This window comes from Drancourtella sp. An57, from assembly GCF_002161525.1.
In the GTDB taxonomy this organism is placed as follows: Bacteria; Bacillota; Clostridia; order Lachnospirales; family Lachnospiraceae; genus Sellimonas; species Sellimonas catena.
Genome location: NZ_NFHY01000015.1, coordinates 46776 through 66609 on the forward strand (window position 1 = coordinate 46776; position 19834 = coordinate 66609).

The window sequence follows — 19834 nt, forward strand, 5'->3', positions numbered from 1 at the left end:
TCAAGGCTTTCCGCCTTTTCCCTTTGCAGGGGATAGATAAGGGAATGAATGGGTTATGCCCCTTTTCTGCCCCCTCGATCTAAATGATCTTGAGATCCCGGATCTGGTCATTGTCACGCTCTTTCAGCTTTTTCGTGATGTGCAGATAGATCCGTCTTGTCACACGGCTGTTTTCGTGGCCGAGCCGTCTCGAGATCGCATCAATGGTTACTCCGCTTGCCAACAGCAGGGAGGCGTGTGTATGCCGGAGGGAGTGGGCGGTCAGCTTCCGGCCGAGGACTTCCAGCGTTACTTTTTTCAGCTGCTTGTTGTAGCTGTTGTAATTGACACATCCCCCACGCTCATTCGGGAAGAACAGCTTAGATCGGTAGCCCAGAAAGATACTCTCTTTCCGGATATAGATGTTGATCTTCCGGCACAGCTGGAACAGCTCCGGCTGCATATACACGTCTCTGATCGAGCAGAATGATTTTGGAGTGGTAATAACCTTGTTGTTGCCGTCATAAGTTTTGGTGACGTGGATACACTGATTGTCGTAATCAATATCATCCCGATTTAGGGCGACTGCCTCTCCGATCCGGAGACCGGACAGTACCAGGAACTCCGTGAATAGCTTCCAGCGCTCGTGATCCATGGCATTCAGGACGGCATCCAGCTCATAGTCCTCCATATACTTGTCCTGGATCTTGACCTTGTGCGGATCATCCGGAAACGGCTTGAACTTCCGCAACCATCCCACATCTCTGATATAGTCGTTCTCAAATCCCCAGTTAAGCAGAGTCATAAGCCGGACACGGCGCTCATTCAGCCGGCTGTTATCTTCGCCGGACGAAATGAACCGATTCTTAATGTAGCTGGCACTCAGATTGTTGACCAACGTATCCTCTCCAAGCATCGCCAAAAATGCTTGGCATTGATAGTAATCTCTGCGGTAAGTGGACAGCTTGACAGTCCGTTCCTTATAGGCCAGGTACTCAGTGACCAGCTTTTTGAGAGTGATCTCTTCCGGAGTTGCCGGAGCAGTCTGACGCTCTGCAATAATTCCGGCCAGCATCTCCGCAGCCTGTTTTCGGGCGGAAGCGTTGTTTTTCTCCAAGGTGACGGATACTTTCTTCTCTTTTCCGGTCATGTAGTCCTTGTACCGCTCGACAAACTTATAGTTGCCTGCTTTGGTTTTCTCAACCCACATAACATCATCTCCTTTATATTTGAGTATAAAAATAATGGCCAGCACAGAACGAATGTTCCGATTGCGGGCCATCTCCGAAGATGATACAATATAGTTGTTAGTGGGTGTGATCTCTTCGGAGATTCGCAAGTGATTCCGTCCTGGTGTTGCCGCACCAGGGCGGTTTTCTATTTTAAGATATCAGATTAGTTCAGATTAGCTATAGCATAATCTGCTTCTTCCTGAGTAAATTTCTCACCGTATTCGGATGTGAGCTGATCCCGGATAGCTTCCGGAGACATGCTCATGGATTCCTGGTAAGATTTCGCTTTTTCTAAAGCATTTTTATTATAATCAGCCTTGAGATTGTCCACAGCGTACTGCGCTTCTTCAGCAGTAAACTTTTCGCCGTTTTCAGAAACGAGCTGATCATAGATGCCCTGCTTTGACAAATACATAGTGTCGCTATAAGATTTTGCCTTTGCTAAAGCGTTTGCGTTCCAGTCAGCCTCCATATTGTCTATTGCATACTGTGCAGCTTCGGCGCTGAACTGTTCACCATATTCGGAGACAAGCTGATCGTAAATGCCCTGCTTTGACATGCTCATTGTTTCACTGTACTGTTCCGCTTTTGTTAATGCCGAGAGATACTCGGTAGGAACGTCAGGCTCTTGAGATTCTTTTTCGGATGACGTGTCTGTTGATGGCTCATTTCCTTCGGCCGTTTGAGTGTTGCCGGATGAGCTGTCGTCTCCGCTTCCTCCGCCCATGGCAGCAGCACCAATGATAACGACTACTGCGATCAGAAGAATCCATTTCAACTTACCGCCTTTTTTCTTTTGCTTTTCTTTTTTCATTTTCTCCTCACTTTCCACCCCTACATTGAGAAAACCCATTTATATAAACGCATGTGCGATTATATCAATTTATACCATCCCAAAAACAAAATAGAACAAATGTTCGATAAGTACTTTAAAAATCCCTCGTTAAGTGTTATTCTAAATTCAAGGAATTTCGATCAGTGTTTTTGCAGTCGGGAGGGTAACATGAACAAAGAGGAATACAAACAACACATAATTGATGCAGTCAAACAAATTGATGATATCAAATATTTAAACCGTATACTTAATTATGTAATGAAGTATCTTGCAAGGTCGGGGAAATAACTCCCCGGCTTTTTCTTTATGTAAAGATTTTTTTGAAATAATCTTTTAAAACCTTCCTCTGGTTATCATCCAGCTGCAAATAATTTTCGATAATTTTTTTGTCTATATCATCAAGATGATAGTCCTCTGCCAATTCATCAACAACGCTTTCTGGCGTTGTCGTAAATATATCGCCTTTACCATCCGTCAACCATAGAATATTTACATTAAATTCACGACAAATAGATGTAAGCACCCTGTCCGTGACAGATATTCTTCCAGCTTCTATATTCGCAATATTAGCTCTAGACAATCCTAACGGTTCTCCGAATTCTTCTTGAGTAATTTTTAGTTTTTCTTTTCTCAAAATCCTGATACGTTCGCTGATTGTCATAATAACACCTCCTCTCAAAACCATATTAGCACATAAAGAAAGGTTTGTAAAGCACAAAAGGAACAAGGGAAAACGATAAAAAGTATTGACAAACACATTTTTAAGTGATAAGATGTGCTTAACAAAACATTTGGAGGTGAAAATTTGAAAAACACAAGAAATACGTTAAAAGAAGCAAGAGTGGACGCGAAAGAACTCATTAAATTGATCGAGAAGCTTCCGGAAAATAAAAAAGCGGAGGTGCTGGGGATCATTAGAGGATATTCGCTCTGCGCAGAAACCGAAGAAAGAGAAAAAGAAGAAGCAAAGGTGAAATAGAAAGGGGCTGTAAAGATGTACATACATGAAGCTGTAAGGGAAGCCTTGAAAAAAAATACCTTGATTATCAGGGCATCTGCCAAAGAAACAGAATCAGACACATATTCTGCAATCCGTCCGACCAATTCGTATGATACTTGTTTATTACTTGTAATGAAAGGCGAAAGAATTGATAGAGCATGTAGATGGTGGAATCCAACGGCAGATGACCTGATGGCTGACGACTGGACTGTGATTAAGGAATAAATTTTGAAATAAAATCTGCGACAGATAATAAGGCGTCTCTTTTCTGGTTCTCCATTTTGACAACGGCAGAATCAGAAATAGAACAATGATAAACTGTATCGTCAGCATACAAGTTATTTACAAAGCCGTTCCGATCAAGTTCGCGAAGTACATCTTCGATATCGTCAAGAGACCAATCGGGGAAAAGTAAAGCGCGGATCGACTCGGCAGAGCCAAAATCTTTGGCTTGAGCTCTTGAAACCTTATTATCACGGCGCACAAGGTATTCTTTATACATGTGATATAGGACAGTTTTAGCTTCCTTTGTAAGCATGAGGAATCCTCCTTTCTTTTGTACTCGGCATGGCGGTGCCTGTATTTCAAGTATAGGAGATTGGATGGAGGATGACAAGAGATTAACAGAGAAGGAGGGATGAAGCGTGAACATAACATCAATGCGAATCTTACACGGAAACGCAATCGCTACAATCCCGCAGTTGGCGGAGCAGTTCCATGTCTGCGATCGGACGGTCAGAACGATCGTCCGGGAGATGGAAGATCAGAAAGACCGATACGGAAATTACGGGATCTTAAGCGATGGCAACCTGAAACGGGTGAATATCCTGGCTTTTACGGACTATTACAACTACAGAGACATGCTCAAGTCCAAAAACGGAAAGAAGCATGTGCCACCGTATAATCCGCAGGAAATTGCCAAAGCAATGGGATTTTATACAGAGGTTGTATCGTAACGGTGACAAATTGTCACCAATTGAAAAGGAGAGTCAAGATGACGGTAAAAGAAATGAACAGGTACATGAGGTTGGTCAACAGGCTGATGTGGATCATGGATCATTCCGGCGTCAGTTGGCAGCCAGAATATGCAGAGGAAGCAGAGCAGATCCGGAAGGAATTAAAAGAACTTCGGCCGATCATCGAAGAGGCCCGTAGAGCAAAAGGAGGTGAGAAACCATGCACAGAAGAAAACTGAGAAAATACGCAATCCTGAAAGACATTTTCGGACTGCTTGGTGGTACGGCGCTCATGGTGCTGATCGCAACAGTAGGTGGATACAGCAACGGATCCATGACGTTCACCATGTTTATACTGTGGATGTTGATTTCCGGAGAAGCAATGGCAATCTGCTATATGGCGTACCGCTGTGTCCAGTGCCGGGAGCACAGGTATCTCCGGATCCGGGAACTACGAAAAAGAAAATGGCAGCAGGAAATGAAAAAGAGTGCATAGGGACGGCAATCCACATATGCACTCACAAAAATAACCAACTTTATTATGACAGATTCAAAGGGAAAAATCAAATTAGAAAAATTAAAATCGGAAGAACCGATTCTCTGGATTATCCGGTACGACAACGGAGATATCGGGTGCCTGTATGGATCACAGCAGGAGGTAGAAGAGTATGCCGCAAGAGAAGCGGAGAAAAAAGGAACCGGGTACCGAATTGTCTGAGATCGCAAAAAGAATAAAAAATAAGGATACCCGCCCGAAGTCCGAGGGTGACTCGCGGGCGGGTATGCCATATATCAGAACAACTTGAGTATAGCATAAGAAAGAAGAAAACACAATCAACCATCCGGAATCACACGGATACGGACGAAAAAGGAAGGGGAGAGCAATCCCCTTTAAGACTCGATAAGGATATTATTTCAAGAACCGGATGGGGCAGGGAGGGAAGAGGAAATGCCTTATATCAGGACAACCTGCAGGGCAGGATTGACGAAGGAATATGAATTTTATTATTCATATAGATTTGACCAGAAGGGAGGGAGCCGAAAAAAGAAAGAGAACAGGACTCCAGAAGCGCAGAGGCAGGTGAACAGGAGGATGGCCGAGAAGAAACTCACCCGATTGATGAATGCGAATTTTTCCGGAGAGGACTACTACCTCACACTCAGCTACCGGAAAGAGGAGCGGCCAGATCGGGAGACGCTGAACCGGGACATCCGGACACTCCTGCGGAAGATGCGGAAGCGGTACCGGAAAGAAGGGCTGGAACTGAAATACATATGGACAGCAGAAAAAGGAGAGAGAGGGGCGGCGCATATCCATATCGTCATAAACGGGATTAATAATATATCACACATCATAAGAGATCTATGGGAAAAAGGTTGGATCAGCATTAAGCCGCTGGACAAGAGCGGACAGTACCGGAAACTGGCTGGATATTTTATCAAATACTCCGACAAAACCATGAAAACGGAGCAGGGATTTATCAATAAGCGGTACTGCAGCAGTCGCAATCTGCACATCCCGGAACCGGAAAAACGAGTGATCCGGGGACGGAATGCATACAGCCATAAGATTGAGGTTCCGGCCGGATGGTACGTGGACAAAGAAAGCATCAAAGAAGCCTGGCATGAAGTCACAGGATATATGTATTTTTCCTATACGCTTGTAAAGTTACCGGATCATAAGGCGGGCAGAGCAAGAGAGCCGGAAGAAACGTATATCCTGAATCTGGAGACCGGAGAAGTAGAAATTAAAGAGAGGAGGACCGACCGTGGAAAAAGTGCCAAGAAAAACAGCAAGAACCTTGCGACAGCATCTGGAAGAAGTCATAGAAATTGCATGGGATCATGATGCAGAAGAGGCATACCGGATCGCCAGGGAAAAATGGGAGATCGGGAGCAGCAGGTCCTTCCGGGACTTTTTAAATAAACAACACATAACGACATATCAGAAGACGGCAGCGGAAACCATGACTCTGGAAGAAAAGGAAAACTTTACCAGAGAATGGACCGAAACGATAGAGATGATCAACGAATGGAGGAGAAAGAAGTGAGAAATTACCGGGTGAAGGAAAGAAAGACACCAGACGGCCGGATCCAGCTCACCGGATCCGAAGATGAAGAACAGCAGAAAGTGATCCGGTGGGCGCAGTTGATGTGCAATGCGTATCCGGATCTGGAAATGCTCTACCATGTGCCAAACGGCGGGAGCAGGAACAGGGCGGAGGCGGCCAAGCTGAAAAGGATGGGGGTACGGGCAGGAGTGCCGGACCTGGTGCTGCCGGCCCCACACGCCGGATATGCCGGTCTGTACATCGAGATGAAAGTCGGGGAGAACCGAACAAGCAAAAGCCAAAAGGAGTGGCTGGAAAAACTGACACTCCGTGGATATCTGGCACTGGTGTGCTACGGAGGGAATGAAGCGATTGACGCACTGGAAGAGTATGTCAAAGCGCCGGAAACCATATTGCAGATAAGGAGGTGGGATTAAAATGGGAATCTGGAAGAGAATCATGGATCGGATCCGGAAGGGAAAGCAGGAAGAGAAGCCGGAGGAGAAGACGGAGGAGACACCGGATCCGGAACTGGAAGAAAGAAGTAAAAAGATTGTAGTGTGCGGGATTGACATGGGAGAAACAGGAGGTGACATTACCAGAAACATGTATGCCCTTGAAGAGGCAGCGGTGAAAGCAGGAGAGGCAATGGCGGAAGTGCTCAAAGCAATAATGATTGCAGCGGAAAATGTCCAAGCTGATCAAAAAATGTCCAGAGATCAGAAAGAAATGACCAATAACTGGAGAAAAATGCACGGAAAGCCGATGCGGAGAAGATGGAGCAAAATGGTGAGATAAAGAGAAGAGTCTGAGATTGGAGGAGCAACCATGTTTGATAAATTTGGAGAAATGAACTCATACAAGGAGATTAACGAACTGGCGGACAATCTGTTTAACGAGGGAGACCAGGAGAGCCTGAAAAAAATGGCCAAGGAGAACGGAATCATGCAGGAGTTTGTCGAGATGTACCTGCAGGGGGACATCCCGGTGCTCTGCGATCCGCTGACAGCCGCCTTGGGAAAGATTGATGTGGAAGCGGAAGAACTGAAACCGAAAGAAATCATGGAAGACTGGGTGGAATACCTGAGAGGCCAGTGCATGGAGAATGAGATCCTGGCACATCAGGTCCGGAAAAAGGGAAAGAGCCTGAAAGGATGCATTGCGGCTCTGCTGAAATGGTCCTTTGCAAATCAGATCACGGTAGGACAGGACATCCTAAAAGAAGCAGGAGTGAAAGCGGGGAGAGTCACACTGGGGATCCCTGGGATGGCAAGGGCAAAGAAAATCATCACAGATTACTACATGGGAAAGTAGGCGGAGCAGATGAAAAAGAAAGCCATTGAAAAAATACCATATTTTGGTTTGGAGAAAGTAAGTAGGAAGAAACAGGTGAAATACATCGGGGTGACAGGCATCAAGATCGTGGGACACGAAAAGCATCTGTTCCTCGAGGTGTACCGGAATCAGAAAGAGCCAAAAGATACTCCCCTGGTGAGGATCGTGCTCACAAAGAAAGATTTTGGAACATACCGGCCGGAATCGGGAGAATGGACACGCCAGTATGTCCGGTCAGGGAACAACAACAATGGAAGGCTGATCTGGAATAGTGTCGGAGATTCGTCGTACTGGGAGAAGATGGAAAAAGAAAACATCCTTCAGAGTCCGGAGGATCTGGAAAGGATTAAAAAATTCTGCGGGACAACAGTGTGGCGAGAAGAAGGATGGTGGGAATACATAGACAGGAGACAGAGTGACATTGCGACAGAGGTCAGGAGAAAGGCAGAGAGAAGAAAGTATCAGCGCCGGCAGGAAGCACTGAAAGATAGAATCGCACACACAAAGGAACTGCCGGAGAAAAAGATCCTGGACAGGGCGGACAATCTATATTTCCATAATGAGCATTATCTGTACTACAAAAAGCATGGATGCTGGGCCAAGATAGCGTGCAGTAAATGCGGAGGCGTGACAGACGCAAGGTGGAAAAGCGGGATCTCGTATGAGAGCCAGTTCCAGACATGGACGGAAGAACCGAGAGAGGGGAGGTATGGCACCTGTCCGATGTGCGGAGCCCGTGGCCTGTATAAATGTCAGGGAAAAGTGAAAGGAGAACACAGCAGGAAAATCCATTTGTTCCTGGGGCAGCGGTACAAAGAAAACGGAATGGTCATGCGGTATGTGCAAGTGGAGAAATCGTGGATCCTTGGACTTATCTGCGGGGAAAAAGGAACGGAAATGTATAATGCCTGTGAAAAACTATCCGGAGTAGAAATTGCAAGGGCCTATTTTGAGCCGGGGAAAAAGATGCAGATTGACTACCAAAAACACAATCCGTATTCGGGAGAAGATTTTTGGGATGACTGCAACTTGTACGGCATGAATAACATTACGATCAATGCGGCACCGATCATGCCGGAAACATACGAAGAGATGGAAGGAACCATGTTCCAGTACAGCGCATTGCAGGAATATGTAAAATGCGTGGGAGATGTCAATCCGATTGACTATCTGGAAAGATACAGCCACACACCGCAGATCGAAGTCCTGGTCAAGATGGGGCTGATCGGAGTAGTAGAGAACCTGGTCAAATGCTATTACGGAATTGTGGAGAATGAGCATGCAAGCCGGCCGGATGTATTTTTGGGAATCCGGAAAGAAAGGGTAAAGCAGCTGATCCGGAAAAAGGGAGATGTCGAGACCCTGAAAGTCATGCAGATGGAAAAGCGGTTTGGACAGAACTGGACGGAGGATCAGATAGAACATCTGACAGAAACAGGACTAAACGGTATGCAGGTAGAGCGGGCTACAAGATATATGACATTACAAAAACTGCTTAATCGCATTGAGAAGTATGCAGGATGCCAGTATGGAACCGAATGCAGCAGGGCCAAAGCAAGGATCCAGCACGTGGCCACGACCTATGTGGACTATCTGGAAATGCGAGAGGATCTGGGATACGACCTGAACAACACGGTATATCAGTACCCGAGAAATCTGGACGAGGAACATCACAAAATGGTCATGGAAATAAACAAAGAAAAGGCAGAAGCACGCCTCAGAGAAGTGGCCAGGCAGTATCCGGATATCCGGAAATCTTACAGAAGCATCAGAAAGAAATATTTTTACGAAGACGAAAATTATCTCATCAGGCCGGCAAGATCGGCGGAGGAAATCGTCATGGAAGGAAGAATCCTGCATCATTGTGTCGGCGGGGACGGATATCTGAACAGGCATAATACTGGACAAACATACATCCTGATGGTGAGATTGAAAGACGAGCCGGAGATCCCGTACATCACGGTAGAGGTCGATGCCAAGTATCCGAGGATCATCCAGTGGTACGGAGAATTTGACAAAAAACCAGATGAGAAGAATATGCAGGTATGGCTCGATGGCTGGCTGATGAAACTGAAAACAGGAACATTGACGGAAGAGATGGAGACAGCAGCGATAGCGTAAGGAGGAAGAACATGGACTATGTACAGATGACACTGGATGACTGGATGGAGATGAAAAGAAAACTGAGACAGGAGCTGCTGGGAGTCAAGCAGAGTTTTGTCCGAATCGGATACGCACTCCGGCAGATCGAGGATCAGAAACTCTATGAGCGGGACGGATACAAGAGCATTGCGGAATTTGCGAAAGAGGAATATGGACTGGAACCATCCACGACAAGCCGATTCATGAGCATCAATAAGGAGTACTCCATTGACGGGTACTCCGAACAGCTCCGGCCGGAATTTGCCGAACTGGGAAGAAGCCAGCTGGAAGAAATGCTGAAACTCCCGGACAATGACCGGTCTATGATCCAGCCGGAGACATCAAGGGAGAATATACGGGAACTGAAACGCTTTAATAAGACGGAGCCGGCAGCAGGCGTGGCGGATGACCTGAGCCAGCTGGTAGAAAAATTCTACTACGACAATCCGGACATCCTCAATGCAGTATTCGGAGAGCCGGAATTTACAGAAGAAACTATCAAACAGTTTGCGGAGATCGTCAATCCGGGCGGAAACCGGTCCTATAAGAAAGGACTGTACTTTTTGATGATGTATGAAAACCGGGTGGCCGTCAAAAAGTTCAATACGGATCCGAAGAACCTGACCTGGTGGGAATTCTGGGAACTCACAAAGAGTATTTTCGGAAACGTGGCAGCGGGATCCAAGACATGGCAGAGCTACTTCGGGGAACCGGAAGAGCCGGAACCGGAAAACGAGGTTGCGCCGGCGCAAAAAGAGGCGGAATTCCCGGGAAAAGAGGAACCGAAAGACACAAAGGAAGAGAACAAAGAGGAAAAACAGAGGGAAGAAGAGCCGGAGGAAATGGAAGCCGAAAGCCAGGAGCCGCCAGAGGAACCAGACGTGCCGGAGAAACCGGAAAGCGAAATTGCGCCGGCGCAAAGAGAAGAGGAAATCCCAGAAAGAGAGGTGGAAAATGAGACCTGCGAAGAGACCGATCGGGGAGCCGATCCGGGAGAGACGGGAGAACCGGAGGCAGCGGAGGAGGAAAAAGAAGAAGAAACAGAATCCAGCCCTGCGGTTATGAACCGGCCGGAGATCCTGGACAAGCCGTTCGGAAGCCGGAAAGATTGGTTTGACACATTGACGCCATACGGGATGGCGCTTGAGTTGGCCAAGAAAATGAGAGACGTGCCGAATGAGAATCTGGCTGACATGAAAAAAACTGGATTCTGGGAAGAGTGGCTGAAAGAAGAAGTGGATGATTACGGCAGGACCATCGAAGAAGATTAAAAGCGAGGAGGAAACAGGATGTTTTTGAAACCAGGTACTTTAAACGCACTCATGAAGAAAGCATATAAAAGCGGGCTGGCAGTAGGGAGAACCGAGGATGATTGGCTGTATATCGCCGGGTCATACTGGGAGGTCAGCATCAAAAGGGAATTTGTAGCGAAAAAAACATTGGGAGACATTATCTCCCTGACTGGAGAGCTTCCGGATCCGGGAACAAGATTCCTGGCCACAAAGGAAGGAAACCAGATTGAAATGGAGCTGCCGCTGAGAGTTGACGAGGAACCATTTCAGAAAAGGGATATACTGACGATTACGGACGTGCTCCTGATCGGAACGCAGGGAACGGTCCAGAGGCTTTTACAGGATGAACAGACAGGACGGATTTATCCAGTCAACAATGTATTTGTGGGGATCATCGATAATGCGATGATAGTCCGGGATAAAGGAGAGTATGAGGTGCAGAATCCATTCTTTAATCCGTTTTATGGAATCCTTTGGGCCAATAATGTGTGCAAATTAAGAGCACAGTTCCGATCAGACGAGAAGAATGACAAAGTGTTAGAAAGTTTGAAAGGAGTAGATATCACGCCGGAGGTGCCAGAGGAATGAAAGAAATAGATGAAAAACAGATCGAAAGAGATCAGTGCCGGAGATGTGGGGAGCAAAAGTGGAGCGAAGTAATGGAAAATATCCGGAAAGTGTGCGAGGAGATTTGCGACAATTACTGCAAATACCGGGATACTGCAGATGAAGATGGCATATGCGATGGCATGAGGGACGGAAGAAAATGTCCATTGGACCGGTTATTTTGATACTTGATTGTGACTTCACGATTTCATATACATACGGGAAACACATCGTGAAGCGAACAGAACAAACGAAAGGAGAGCGGAGATGGATACAGAAACGATGATCAGAGAACTGAAAAGAGTTGAAGATCAGCATAAACACAACAAAGTATTTACCAGTCAGCTTGACGTAGCCCAGATGGCACATGATACAAGGAAGCGGCTGGAAGAGCTGAAACCTTATGAGGACATCGGCCTTGATCCGGAACAGATCGTGGAGCTGAAGGAGCGGGATACGGCGAAAATGTGTAAACAAAGCATTTTTGACCATGACAGCATTACATGTGCTTGTGGATCGGATATGGATAAAGACGTTGAGTTTATGTTCTGCCCGTGGTGCGGACAGAGATTGAAGAAATGGGAGGAATAACAATGCGAGAAATATTATTCCGCGCCAAGCGGATAGATAATGGTGAGTGGGTAGAGGGATATTACATATATCACATCAAAAGGACGATATGCCCCATTGGTGACAGTGTAAAGCCGGAGGATGAACAACACGTTATTATGCAGGACGGCTTTTCGGATTGGAATATGCCGAGAAATACAGTGGTTTTTGATATTGATCCAGAAAATGTCTGCCAGTATACCGGACTGAAAGACAAGAACGGTAAGCGGATCTGGGAGAATGATATTGTTTCGGGATATTTCAACCATAAAAAAATAACCGGATTTATCAAATATGGATCAAATGCTGTCTATTACATCGAAAGAGAGGGATCATATGGGATACATCTGGATAACTCAGAAGACTGGCTTGAAGTGATCGGAAATATCTTCGATAATCCGGAATTGATGAAAGGAGAATGAGGATGCATATCAAGGTAAAACAGGGAATTGATAACTGCTATATGGCTCACAAATATGAGCATCCAGGCTATGAAGAAGATTTATGTGCAGGGTTGCGTACATTGAACGGTGACGGAGAACCGTGCGAAACATGCAAGAAATGTTATTTATACTACGGGCATCCGATGTGGAATGAGGAGGAATGACATGATAGCGAAGTGGAAGATCGGAAATATAATGGATTTACTCATCGAAGACTGTGACGAGTGTCCGCTGGATAGAATATGTGATGGAGATATTTGCTCAGATAGTTGTTCTAGTACTTGGGAGAGATTTTTGAATTCTAAAGTAAAGGAGGATGGTTTGGAATAATGCAGGAATTAGAAAAGATTCTGGAAGAAATTAATGAAATAGAAGATGAATATACCAATGAAGATCATGATATTATGTTCAAGCTTGGAGCAGCTGGCATTGCAGTGTATATAAAAGACATCATCAGAAAGCACATGAATGAGAAAGTGACTACCAATGATCTGATAAGCAGACAAGCATTATTGGACGATTTTAGGAACACAATCACGGAAAACAGCGATACGTTTGATTGGCTTAACATGATAGCAAGGCAACCTACTGTTAATAAAGGTGACGGATGGATTCCTGTGGAAGAGAGGATGCCGGAAGCGCCAGAAATGGAAGATGAGTATCCGGAATTTAATGTCATGATCGAGGGAGCAAAGACTCCAACCACATTACAATACACCCATGAAGGAATATGGGTTGATGATTACGGGAATGCGTATGACGTTATCGCATGGCAGCCACTGCCGGAACCGTACATTCCAAGAAACCAGAACAAACCGGAAGAGCATTATCCTGAGTGGCGAGCAAAGCTGCTGAGTAAGTTCGATAGGAGGGAGTGAGTAGATGCCAAATGAAACACAAGCGAACTGAACATGAGAAAAAGATCGATATTAAAAATCACTATGACTGCCTGGAGACGGACGTGAGGGAGGAGGCAAGAAAAAACTTTAAAAGAAAACCGTACCAGATTAAGGATGCCACAAAATATATAGCCAAGAAGTACGGAATTGGAGGGGATGCCAATGGACGAAGAACAGAAACCAATGAGCGAGAATGACAGGAAAAAAGAATACCTGCGGAGCTACAGGCAGCATGTAAGGCGGATCCACAGGATCAATGCTGAGATTGCGGAACTCAGAGAAATGAAAGTCACGCCGGGAGCCAAAGCAAATGATGGGATGCCTCATGGCAGCGGCGGGCAGGGGGACCTGTCGGGATATGCTGCGGATCTAGATGAAATGATACGGGAACTGATAGATGAGCGGTATTTGAGGATCAAAACATATCAGCAGATCGCTAAACAGATCAAAAAGCTCCGGAGTGAGAATGAGAAAGATGTCCTCTTTTACAAGTACATAAGTGGACTGGATTGGTGGGAAATTGCTGAAAAAATGCATTTTTCGGAAAGATGGATATATAAGATCCACGGGAGGGCGCTTGCACACTTTGAACTTCCGAAAGAGTTCATAGAAGTTCAGTAGTATAAGTGGTATTATGGTATCATCAAGAAAAGAACAAGAGAGGTTCTGATCTTGGTGGAAACTCCCAAAACCTCAGACGCACAAATACCCTGCACAACGGTGCGGGGTATTTGCATGTCATAAGATAAACGAGGAGAACAGTATGGCAAAAGAGTTTGCAAAAGCTTTTTATAACAGCGACAAGTGGAAGCGATGCAGGAAAGCATATATCGCATACAGACAGGGGATTGATGGCGGGATGTGTGAGACATGCCATGAGACTCCAGGATATATCGTTCATCACAGGACAGAGCTGACACCTTACAATATCAATGATCCAGATATTGCCCTGAGCTTCAGCAATTTAAAATATGATTGCCTGGAATGTCATAATAAAGAGCATGGCAAGGACAATGTTCCAGGACTCGTTCAATATGACTTCTCGGAGGACGGAGAAATAGTTCCAGCCGGATCCCCCCCTAAATAAAATCGAGGGTGATTTCTAATAGACCGGTGAGTGGACCTTCAAAGAACACACGCCCGCGCACGTGGAGGGGGTGTAGTTCACACGGAAGAAACGAGGTGAAAAACCATGAAAAGCAAAAGGGATTTGACAAAAGAAGAACTGGAAAAAAGAGAGAAACGGAAACTTGCCGGTATCTACAGAAAGTTGGACAAGGATGCAAAAAAATCCGTGGAGTCTCTGATCGAAGAGGCGGCTTTCATGGCGGCCTCACTGTATGAACTGAGAGGAATCATCAACAGAAAAGGCTATACCGAGGAGTACCAGAACGGAGCGAACCAGAGAGGTGTCAAGAAATGCTCCGAAGTGGAGATCTATAACACGATGGTAAAGAATTATATGTCAACGATCAAGCAGCTGACAGATCTTCTCCCAAAAGAGGTGGCGAAGGAAGTAGAAAAAAATGACGGGTTTGAGGCGTTTGTAATTGGACGAAAGGATTAGATATCCGGATGATTACAACCCGATTCTGGAGTACTGGGAGAAGATCCAGAGTGGGGAAGAAGTCGTCTCTGACAAGGTATACCGAACATACAAGAAAGTAGTACATGACATCCGGAATCCGGGTGTCTATTTTTATAGCCCAAAACGGGCAAATCATGTTTTGGAATTTGCCGAGAACTACTGCCGGCACTCCAAAGGAAAATTCGGAGGGCATCCAGTCCGGTTGGAACTATGGGAAAAAGCACACTTGGCTGTGATCTTTGGTTTTATTGACGATGACGGCCTCCGGAAGTACCGGGAAGCACTCTTGATCGTGGGGAAGAAAAACGGAAAATCATTGCTGGCGTCAATCGTGGGATTGTACATGCTTATGGCAGATGGAGAGCCGGGTCCGGAAGTGTACGCTGTGGCTACCAAAAAGGACCAGAGTAAAATCATCTGGTTAGAATCCAAACGCATGATCCGGAAGTCACCGGCGCTGCGGAAGCGTGCGAAGACACTGGTAGCAGAGATCGACACCGAATATAACGACGGAGTATTTAAACCACTGGCATCAGATTCTGATACCTTGGACGGATTGAATGTCCACTGCGTCCTGATGGACGAAATCCACCAATGGAAACAGGGCAAGGCTTTGTATGACATCATGGCCGACGGAGTATCTGCCAGAGAGCAGCCACTCGACTATATCACTTCGACAGCCGGAACGATCCGGGAAGATATCTACGATCAGAAGTACGAAGAAGCAGAAATGGTGATCAATGGATACGAAGATCCGGACGGTTACAAGGACGAACATTTCATTGCATTTGTCTACGAAATCGATTCCCGGAAGGAATGGACGGATGAGAAATGCTGGAAGAAAGCAAATCCGGGACTGGGGACCATTAAGAATTATGACACCTTAAAAGCGAAAGTGGCCAAGGCGCAAAAAAATCCGCTCCTGGTCAAGAACTTACTCTGCAAGGAGTTCAATATCCGCGAGACATCATCGGAAGCATGGCTGACATTTGAACAGGCGAACAATACCGAGATGTTTGACGTCCAGGAACTGAAGCCGAGATACGGAATCGGAGGAGTGGACTTGTCTGCCACCACCGACCTGACGGCGGCGAAGGTGATTTTTAAGGTACCGAATGACGAACGGATCTATGTAATGTCTATGTACTGGATGCCGGAAGATCTGGTGGAAAAACGGGTGATGGAAGACAAGATCCCGTATGATGTCTGGATCGAAAAAGGCTATGTGAGAACGTGTAAGGGAAACAAGATCTCTTACAGAGACGTGAAAGCATGGTTTGTGGAAATCCAGGAGACCTACGACATCTACCTGAATCTGATCGGCTATGACGCATGGTCAGCCGCTTATTTTGTGGAGGACATGCAGGACTACTTCGGCAAGAATACCATGGTGCCAGTGATCCAGGGAAAGAAAACACTGTCTCAGCCGATGAAGCGGTTAGGAGCAGATCTGGAAAACCACCTGATTGTCTACAATAACAATCCGGTGGATAAGTGGTGCTTATGCAATACGGCGGTTGATGTCGATAAAAACGATAACATCCAGCCGATTAAAACCAGCAAGCCAAGAAGAAGAATCGATGGAACGGCTGCGTTGCTGGACGCATATGTGGTACTGCAAAACAATTACAACGAATATATGTCACTGATCTGAGGAGGAAGATAATGAGACCATTTTGGAAGCGAAGTCCGACAACAATGGAAAACCGAGAAAATGTCGGAGCCGGGAAAAATGTAATCAGCATGCTGACGACAACCGGGGAATCTTACTATTCCTGGAATGGGAAAATGTATGAGAGCGACATCATCCGGGCCTGCATCCGGCCAAAGGTGAAAGCCATCGGAAAACTGGTGGGAAAGCATATCCGGGAAGACAAGAAAACAGGACTGCTGGTCAATCCGGATGCGAATATCCGGTTTTTGCTGTCAGAACCGAACCCGTATATGACCGGACAGCAGATGCAGGAAAAAGTCGCAAATCAGCTCTGCCTGAATAACAATGCATTCATTCTGATTGTGCGGGATGAGAACGGAAAAGCGATCCAGCTCTATCCGGTTCCCTGCACGATGGCACAGGCCGTGTATGGATCCGGCGGCGAACTGTACCTGAAATTCTGGTACACAAACGGGAATACCGGGACATTCCCGTATTCGGATCTGATCCACTTGAGGCAGGATTACAACGAGAGCGACCTGTTTGGCGAAAGCCCGGCGCCGGCACTGACGGATATGATGAACGTGATCGGCACGATCGATCAGGGGATTGTCAAGGCGATCAAAAACAGCGGAGTCGTCCGGTGGCTCCTGACGTTCAACTCGAATATGAGGGAAGAGGACATCAAGGCGAATGTCCAGAAGTTCGTAGACAATTATCTTTCCGTGGAGACGGATTCCTTCGGGGCAGCGGGTGTGGATGCCAAAGCGTCTGTCCAGAGAATCGAGCCGAAAGATTATGTGCCGAATGCGACACAGACCGACCGCACCACGGAACGGATCTATTCGTTTTTTAACACTAACAAAAAAATCGTCCAGAGCGACTACACAGAAGACGAATGGAACGCCTACTACGAAGCGGAGATCGAGCCGATCGCGGTACAGATGCAGGAGACCTATTCGGTTAAATTATTCAGCCGGAAAGAGCGCGGATTCGGGAACCGGATCGTGTTTGAAGCGAACAACCTGCAGTGCGCCAGCCTGACTACCAAGCTGGCATTCCAGGCGATGGTAGACCGGGGAGCGATGACTCCGAATGAATGGCGGGGAACTATGAACATGGCACCGGTGGAAGGTGGAGACGCACCGATCCGAAGACTGGATACGCAGGTGGTTGATCTGATCGAAACCGCTCTGAGCAACATGAACAGCTCAAACTGTATGGCGGTAGCCAACATCATACAGAATCTGCTGAAGGGAGGTGAGAGGGGTGAAACACAGAATCGACATCAGAGGGAATCTGATCCCGAATGATTACAAATGGTTCTACGACTGGTTCGAAGAGGACAGCACTTGCCCGAGAGATGTCCAGAAGGTGCTGGATCAGGTGGTAGACGGAGATGAGATCGAGGTCTACGTATCATCTCCCGGCGGGGTGATCGAAGTAGGCACAGAGATCTACACGGCACTCCGGTCCGCAAAAAATGTGAAGATCTACATCACCGGAAGGGCATGCAGTGCCGCATCTATCGTGGCGATGGCATCCTACTGCGAAATGGCGCCGACTGCGCTGATGATGGTACACTGCGTATCTACAAGGGCATCCGGAAATCACAGCGATATGGAACACACAGCGGAAGTGCTGCGGACAGCAGACCAGGCACTGTGCAGGGCGTATATGCAGAAGGCAGGAATGACCGAACAGGAAGCCCTGGACATGATGGAACATGAGACCTGGATGACTGCGGAACAGGCAAAAGAACGAGGGTTGATTGACGGAGTCATGTTTGAAGAAAAAGAAGAACCGGGGTACATGGTGGCAGGAGAAGATTTCCATCTTCCAAGCGAAGAGCAGATGAACCAGGTGAAAAAAATCATGCAAGGAAAAGCAGATGCACAGAATGCGTCTGTTTTTTTAATGCAGATGCAAACAGAAATTTTAAAGTTAAAAGGAGAAAGAAAATGAATAAAGAAAAATATCTTGAAATGAGAAACACGCTTTTAAAAGAAGCACAGGAAGCAATCGACAACGGAGATGTAGAGACAGCAAAAGCAAAAACAAACGAGGTAAAAGCACTGGATGAAAAATGGGATGCGATCGCACAGGCACAGGCTGATTTTGAAGCATTGAATAACGAGCCGATTGCAAGACACCCGTTTGGAATGAATAGCCAGAGAACTAACTTTGCAGGTGATGTAGAGGATAGGGAGGAAAAAGATTTTTACGACTCCGTTGAATACCGGAAAGCATTTATGAACTATGTCGTAAATGGAACACCGATCCCACAGAACTTAAAAAACGAAAATGCAAACACGAAAACATCTGATATTGGAAGCGTAATCGCGCCGACAGTGATCCGGAGAATCATTGAAAAAATGGAAACGTCAGGGATGATTCTCCCGCTGATGACAAGAACCGCATACGCAGCAGGAGTGACCGTGCCAACGTCATCCGTAAAACCGGCAGCAACATGGGTGGCAGAAGGAGCAACATCCGATAAACAGAAGAAAACAACGGGACAGATCGACATTAAGGGATATAAGTTGAGATGTGCAGTATCTATGTCCCTGGAATCGTCTGTGATGTCTCTGGAAATTTTCGAAACCGTATTTATTAGAAACGTATCCGAAGCAATGGTAAAAGCGCTGGAAAAGGCGGCCATTGATGGAAGCGGAAGCGGACAGCCAAAAGGAGTGCTCAAGGAAACAGCGCCGAGCGGACAGGCACTGGAAATTGCAGCAGACGCAGATCCGACCTACAAAGATCTGGTAGCAGCAGAAGCAGCACTCCCGTTAGCGTATGAAAACGGAGCCGTTTGGAACATGACCAAAAAAACATTTATGAAATATGTCGGAATGGTGGATGGAAACGGTCAGCCGATCGCGCGAGTTAACTACGGAATTAATGGAAAACCGGAAAGGACACTGCTGGGAAGAAAAGTCGTGCTGAATGAATACATGACCAGTATCGATGCGACTCTTTCAGCCGATACCGTAGTGGCATTCCTCTTTGATTGGTCTGATTACATGTTAAATACAAATTATGCAATGAGAGTAAAATCATACGAGGACAACGACACTGAAGACCAGATCACAAAAGCTGTGATGATCTGTGACGGAAAGGCAATCGATGTCAACTCTCTGGTGACTGTGACAAAAAAGTACCAGGCGGGCCAAACGAAGTAAAAGCTACAGTTGCAACGGAGACGCAAAA

32 protein-coding genes are annotated in these 19834 nt (G+C 46.3%); 28 read left to right on the plus strand and 4 right to left on the minus strand.

Going from position 1 to position 19834, the window contains the following annotated elements:
- Window positions 1-79: 79 nt before the first annotated feature.
- The 3 genes from B5G11_RS12410 to B5G11_RS12420 form a co-directional block, all read right to left on the minus strand.
- Window positions 80-1189, minus strand: coding sequence for a site-specific integrase (locus B5G11_RS12410; protein ID WP_158099280.1), 1110 nt, complete (start codon window positions 1187-1189; stop codon window positions 80-82).
- Window positions 1190-1374: 185 nt separating this feature from the next.
- Complete coding sequence (locus tag B5G11_RS12415) at window positions 1375-2025, minus strand: Ltp family lipoprotein (protein WP_087254179.1); 651 nt, start codon at window positions 2023-2025, stop codon at window positions 1375-1377.
- A gap of 325 nt (window positions 2026-2350) precedes the next feature.
- Window positions 2351-2707 (minus strand): helix-turn-helix transcriptional regulator, encoded by a 357-nt coding sequence (locus tag B5G11_RS12420; RefSeq protein WP_158099281.1) that lies wholly within the window; start codon window positions 2705-2707, stop codon window positions 2351-2353.
- Between the two features lie 144 nt (window positions 2708-2851).
- Here B5G11_RS12420 and B5G11_RS16375 point away from each other — a divergent pair, with 144 nt between their 5' ends.
- Both B5G11_RS16375 and B5G11_RS12425 read left to right on the plus strand, forming a co-directional pair.
- The gene (locus B5G11_RS16375) at window positions 2852-3025 is read left to right on the plus strand and encodes a hypothetical protein (RefSeq protein WP_158099282.1); all 174 of its coding nucleotides are present in this window, start codon (window positions 2852-2854) and stop codon (window positions 3023-3025) included.
- A gap of 15 nt (window positions 3026-3040) precedes the next feature.
- A complete protein-coding gene (locus B5G11_RS12425; protein WP_087254185.1) occupies window positions 3041-3271 on the plus strand; it encodes an MW1434 family type I TA system toxin in 231 nt (76 codons plus the stop codon).
- Here B5G11_RS12425 and B5G11_RS12430 read toward each other — a convergent pair.
- Window positions 3261-3584 carry a hypothetical protein gene (locus tag B5G11_RS12430; protein ID WP_087254190.1) on the minus strand — a complete coding sequence of 108 codons (324 nt, stop codon included), beginning with the start codon at window positions 3582-3584 and terminating at the stop codon, window positions 3261-3263. The genes B5G11_RS12425 and B5G11_RS12430 overlap by 11 nt on opposite strands.
- A gap of 106 nt (window positions 3585-3690) precedes the next feature.
- On the opposite strand from B5G11_RS12430, the gene B5G11_RS12435 reads away from it, so the two are divergent.
- The 26 genes from B5G11_RS12435 to B5G11_RS12550 all read left to right on the plus strand — a co-directional run bounded on the left by B5G11_RS12435 (window position 3691) and on the right by B5G11_RS12550 (window position 19806).
- On the plus strand, window positions 3691-4002 hold the full coding sequence (locus B5G11_RS12435) for a hypothetical protein (protein ID WP_144289698.1): 312 nt from the start codon (window positions 3691-3693) through the stop codon (window positions 4000-4002).
- A gap of 38 nt (window positions 4003-4040) precedes the next feature.
- Entirely contained in the window at window positions 4041-4241 is a 201-nt protein-coding gene (locus B5G11_RS12440; protein ID WP_087254198.1) for a hypothetical protein, read from the plus strand.
- A complete protein-coding gene (locus B5G11_RS12445; RefSeq protein WP_087254201.1) occupies window positions 4223-4498 on the plus strand; it encodes a hypothetical protein in 276 nt (91 codons plus the stop codon). The genes B5G11_RS12440 and B5G11_RS12445 overlap by 19 nt, the downstream gene beginning before the upstream one ends.
- A gap of 45 nt (window positions 4499-4543) precedes the next feature.
- On the plus strand, window positions 4544-4720 hold the full coding sequence (locus B5G11_RS16380) for a hypothetical protein (protein WP_158099283.1): 177 nt from the start codon (window positions 4544-4546) through the stop codon (window positions 4718-4720).
- Window positions 4721-5095: 375 nt separating this feature from the next.
- A complete protein-coding gene (locus B5G11_RS12450; RefSeq protein ID WP_144289699.1) occupies window positions 5096-5851 on the plus strand; it encodes a hypothetical protein in 756 nt (251 codons plus the stop codon).
- Window positions 5805-6053 (plus strand): hypothetical protein, encoded by a 249-nt coding sequence (locus B5G11_RS12455; RefSeq protein WP_087254207.1) that lies wholly within the window; start codon window positions 5805-5807, stop codon window positions 6051-6053. Before B5G11_RS12450 ends, B5G11_RS12455 begins: the two co-directional genes overlap by 47 nt.
- Window positions 6035-6490 carry a VRR-NUC domain-containing protein gene (locus B5G11_RS12460; RefSeq protein ID WP_087254210.1) on the plus strand — a complete coding sequence of 152 codons (456 nt, stop codon included), beginning with the start codon at window positions 6035-6037 and terminating at the stop codon, window positions 6488-6490. The genes B5G11_RS12455 and B5G11_RS12460 overlap by 19 nt, the downstream gene beginning before the upstream one ends.
- Window position 6491: 1 nt before the next feature.
- Window positions 6492-6851, plus strand: coding sequence for a hypothetical protein (locus B5G11_RS12465; protein WP_087254213.1), 360 nt, complete (start codon window positions 6492-6494; stop codon window positions 6849-6851).
- Window positions 6852-6881: 30 nt separating this feature from the next.
- The gene (locus B5G11_RS12470; RefSeq protein WP_087254216.1) at window positions 6882-7367 is read left to right on the plus strand and encodes a hypothetical protein; all 486 of its coding nucleotides are present in this window, start codon (window positions 6882-6884) and stop codon (window positions 7365-7367) included.
- Window positions 7368-7376: 9 nt separating this feature from the next.
- Complete coding sequence (locus tag B5G11_RS12475; RefSeq protein ID WP_087254219.1) at window positions 7377-9509, plus strand: PcfJ domain-containing protein; 2133 nt, start codon at window positions 7377-7379, stop codon at window positions 9507-9509.
- An 11-nt stretch (window positions 9510-9520) separates the two neighbouring features.
- Window positions 9521-10801, plus strand: a complete 1281-nt coding sequence (locus B5G11_RS12480; RefSeq protein WP_087254222.1) for a hypothetical protein — start codon at window positions 9521-9523, stop codon at window positions 10799-10801.
- 18 nt (window positions 10802-10819) lie between these two features.
- Complete coding sequence (locus B5G11_RS12485; protein WP_087254225.1) at window positions 10820-11410, plus strand: hypothetical protein; 591 nt, start codon at window positions 10820-10822, stop codon at window positions 11408-11410.
- Complete coding sequence (locus tag B5G11_RS12490; protein ID WP_087254227.1) at window positions 11407-11613, plus strand: hypothetical protein; 207 nt, start codon at window positions 11407-11409, stop codon at window positions 11611-11613. The genes B5G11_RS12485 and B5G11_RS12490 overlap by 4 nt, the downstream gene beginning before the upstream one ends.
- A gap of 82 nt (window positions 11614-11695) precedes the next feature.
- A complete protein-coding gene (locus tag B5G11_RS12495; RefSeq protein WP_087254231.1) occupies window positions 11696-12019 on the plus strand; it encodes a hypothetical protein in 324 nt (107 codons plus the stop codon).
- 2 nt (window positions 12020-12021) lie between these two features.
- Window positions 12022-12459 carry a YopX family protein gene (locus B5G11_RS12500; RefSeq protein ID WP_158099284.1) on the plus strand — a complete coding sequence of 146 codons (438 nt, stop codon included), beginning with the start codon at window positions 12022-12024 and terminating at the stop codon, window positions 12457-12459.
- A gap of 2 nt (window positions 12460-12461) precedes the next feature.
- The gene (locus B5G11_RS12505; protein ID WP_087254237.1) at window positions 12462-12644 is read left to right on the plus strand and encodes a hypothetical protein; all 183 of its coding nucleotides are present in this window, start codon (window positions 12462-12464) and stop codon (window positions 12642-12644) included.
- 1 nt (window position 12645) lies between these two features.
- Window positions 12646-12810: a hypothetical protein gene (locus tag B5G11_RS16385; protein WP_158099285.1), complete on the plus strand. Its 165-nt coding sequence runs from the start codon at window positions 12646-12648 to the stop codon at window positions 12808-12810.
- Complete coding sequence (locus B5G11_RS12510) at window positions 12810-13358, plus strand: DUF551 domain-containing protein (RefSeq protein ID WP_087254240.1); 549 nt, start codon at window positions 12810-12812, stop codon at window positions 13356-13358. Before B5G11_RS16385 ends, B5G11_RS12510 begins: the two co-directional genes overlap by 1 nt.
- A gap of 11 nt (window positions 13359-13369) precedes the next feature.
- Window positions 13370-13576, plus strand: a complete 207-nt coding sequence (locus tag B5G11_RS12515) for a hypothetical protein (RefSeq protein ID WP_087254242.1) — start codon at window positions 13370-13372, stop codon at window positions 13574-13576.
- Window positions 13542-14000: a hypothetical protein gene (locus B5G11_RS12520; RefSeq protein WP_087254245.1), complete on the plus strand. Its 459-nt coding sequence runs from the start codon at window positions 13542-13544 to the stop codon at window positions 13998-14000. Before B5G11_RS12515 ends, B5G11_RS12520 begins: the two co-directional genes overlap by 35 nt.
- A 142-nt stretch (window positions 14001-14142) precedes the next feature.
- Complete coding sequence (locus tag B5G11_RS12525; protein ID WP_087254248.1) at window positions 14143-14466, plus strand: hypothetical protein; 324 nt, start codon at window positions 14143-14145, stop codon at window positions 14464-14466.
- A gap of 105 nt (window positions 14467-14571) precedes the next feature.
- Complete coding sequence (locus B5G11_RS12530; protein ID WP_087254251.1) at window positions 14572-14946, plus strand: hypothetical protein; 375 nt, start codon at window positions 14572-14574, stop codon at window positions 14944-14946.
- On the plus strand, window positions 14930-16621 hold the full coding sequence (locus B5G11_RS12535) for a terminase TerL endonuclease subunit (RefSeq protein WP_087254254.1): 1692 nt from the start codon (window positions 14930-14932) through the stop codon (window positions 16619-16621). Before B5G11_RS12530 ends, B5G11_RS12535 begins: the two co-directional genes overlap by 17 nt.
- A gap of 11 nt (window positions 16622-16632) precedes the next feature.
- Complete coding sequence (locus tag B5G11_RS12540; RefSeq protein WP_242959056.1) at window positions 16633-17934, plus strand: phage portal protein; 1302 nt, start codon at window positions 16633-16635, stop codon at window positions 17932-17934.
- A complete protein-coding gene (locus B5G11_RS12545; protein WP_158099286.1) occupies window positions 17891-18586 on the plus strand; it encodes a head maturation protease, ClpP-related in 696 nt (231 codons plus the stop codon). Before B5G11_RS12540 ends, B5G11_RS12545 begins: the two co-directional genes overlap by 44 nt.
- Window positions 18583-19806: a phage major capsid protein gene (locus B5G11_RS12550; RefSeq protein WP_087254258.1), complete on the plus strand. Its 1224-nt coding sequence runs from the start codon at window positions 18583-18585 to the stop codon at window positions 19804-19806. The genes B5G11_RS12545 and B5G11_RS12550 overlap by 4 nt, the downstream gene beginning before the upstream one ends.
- Window positions 19807-19834: the final 28 nt, after the last annotated feature.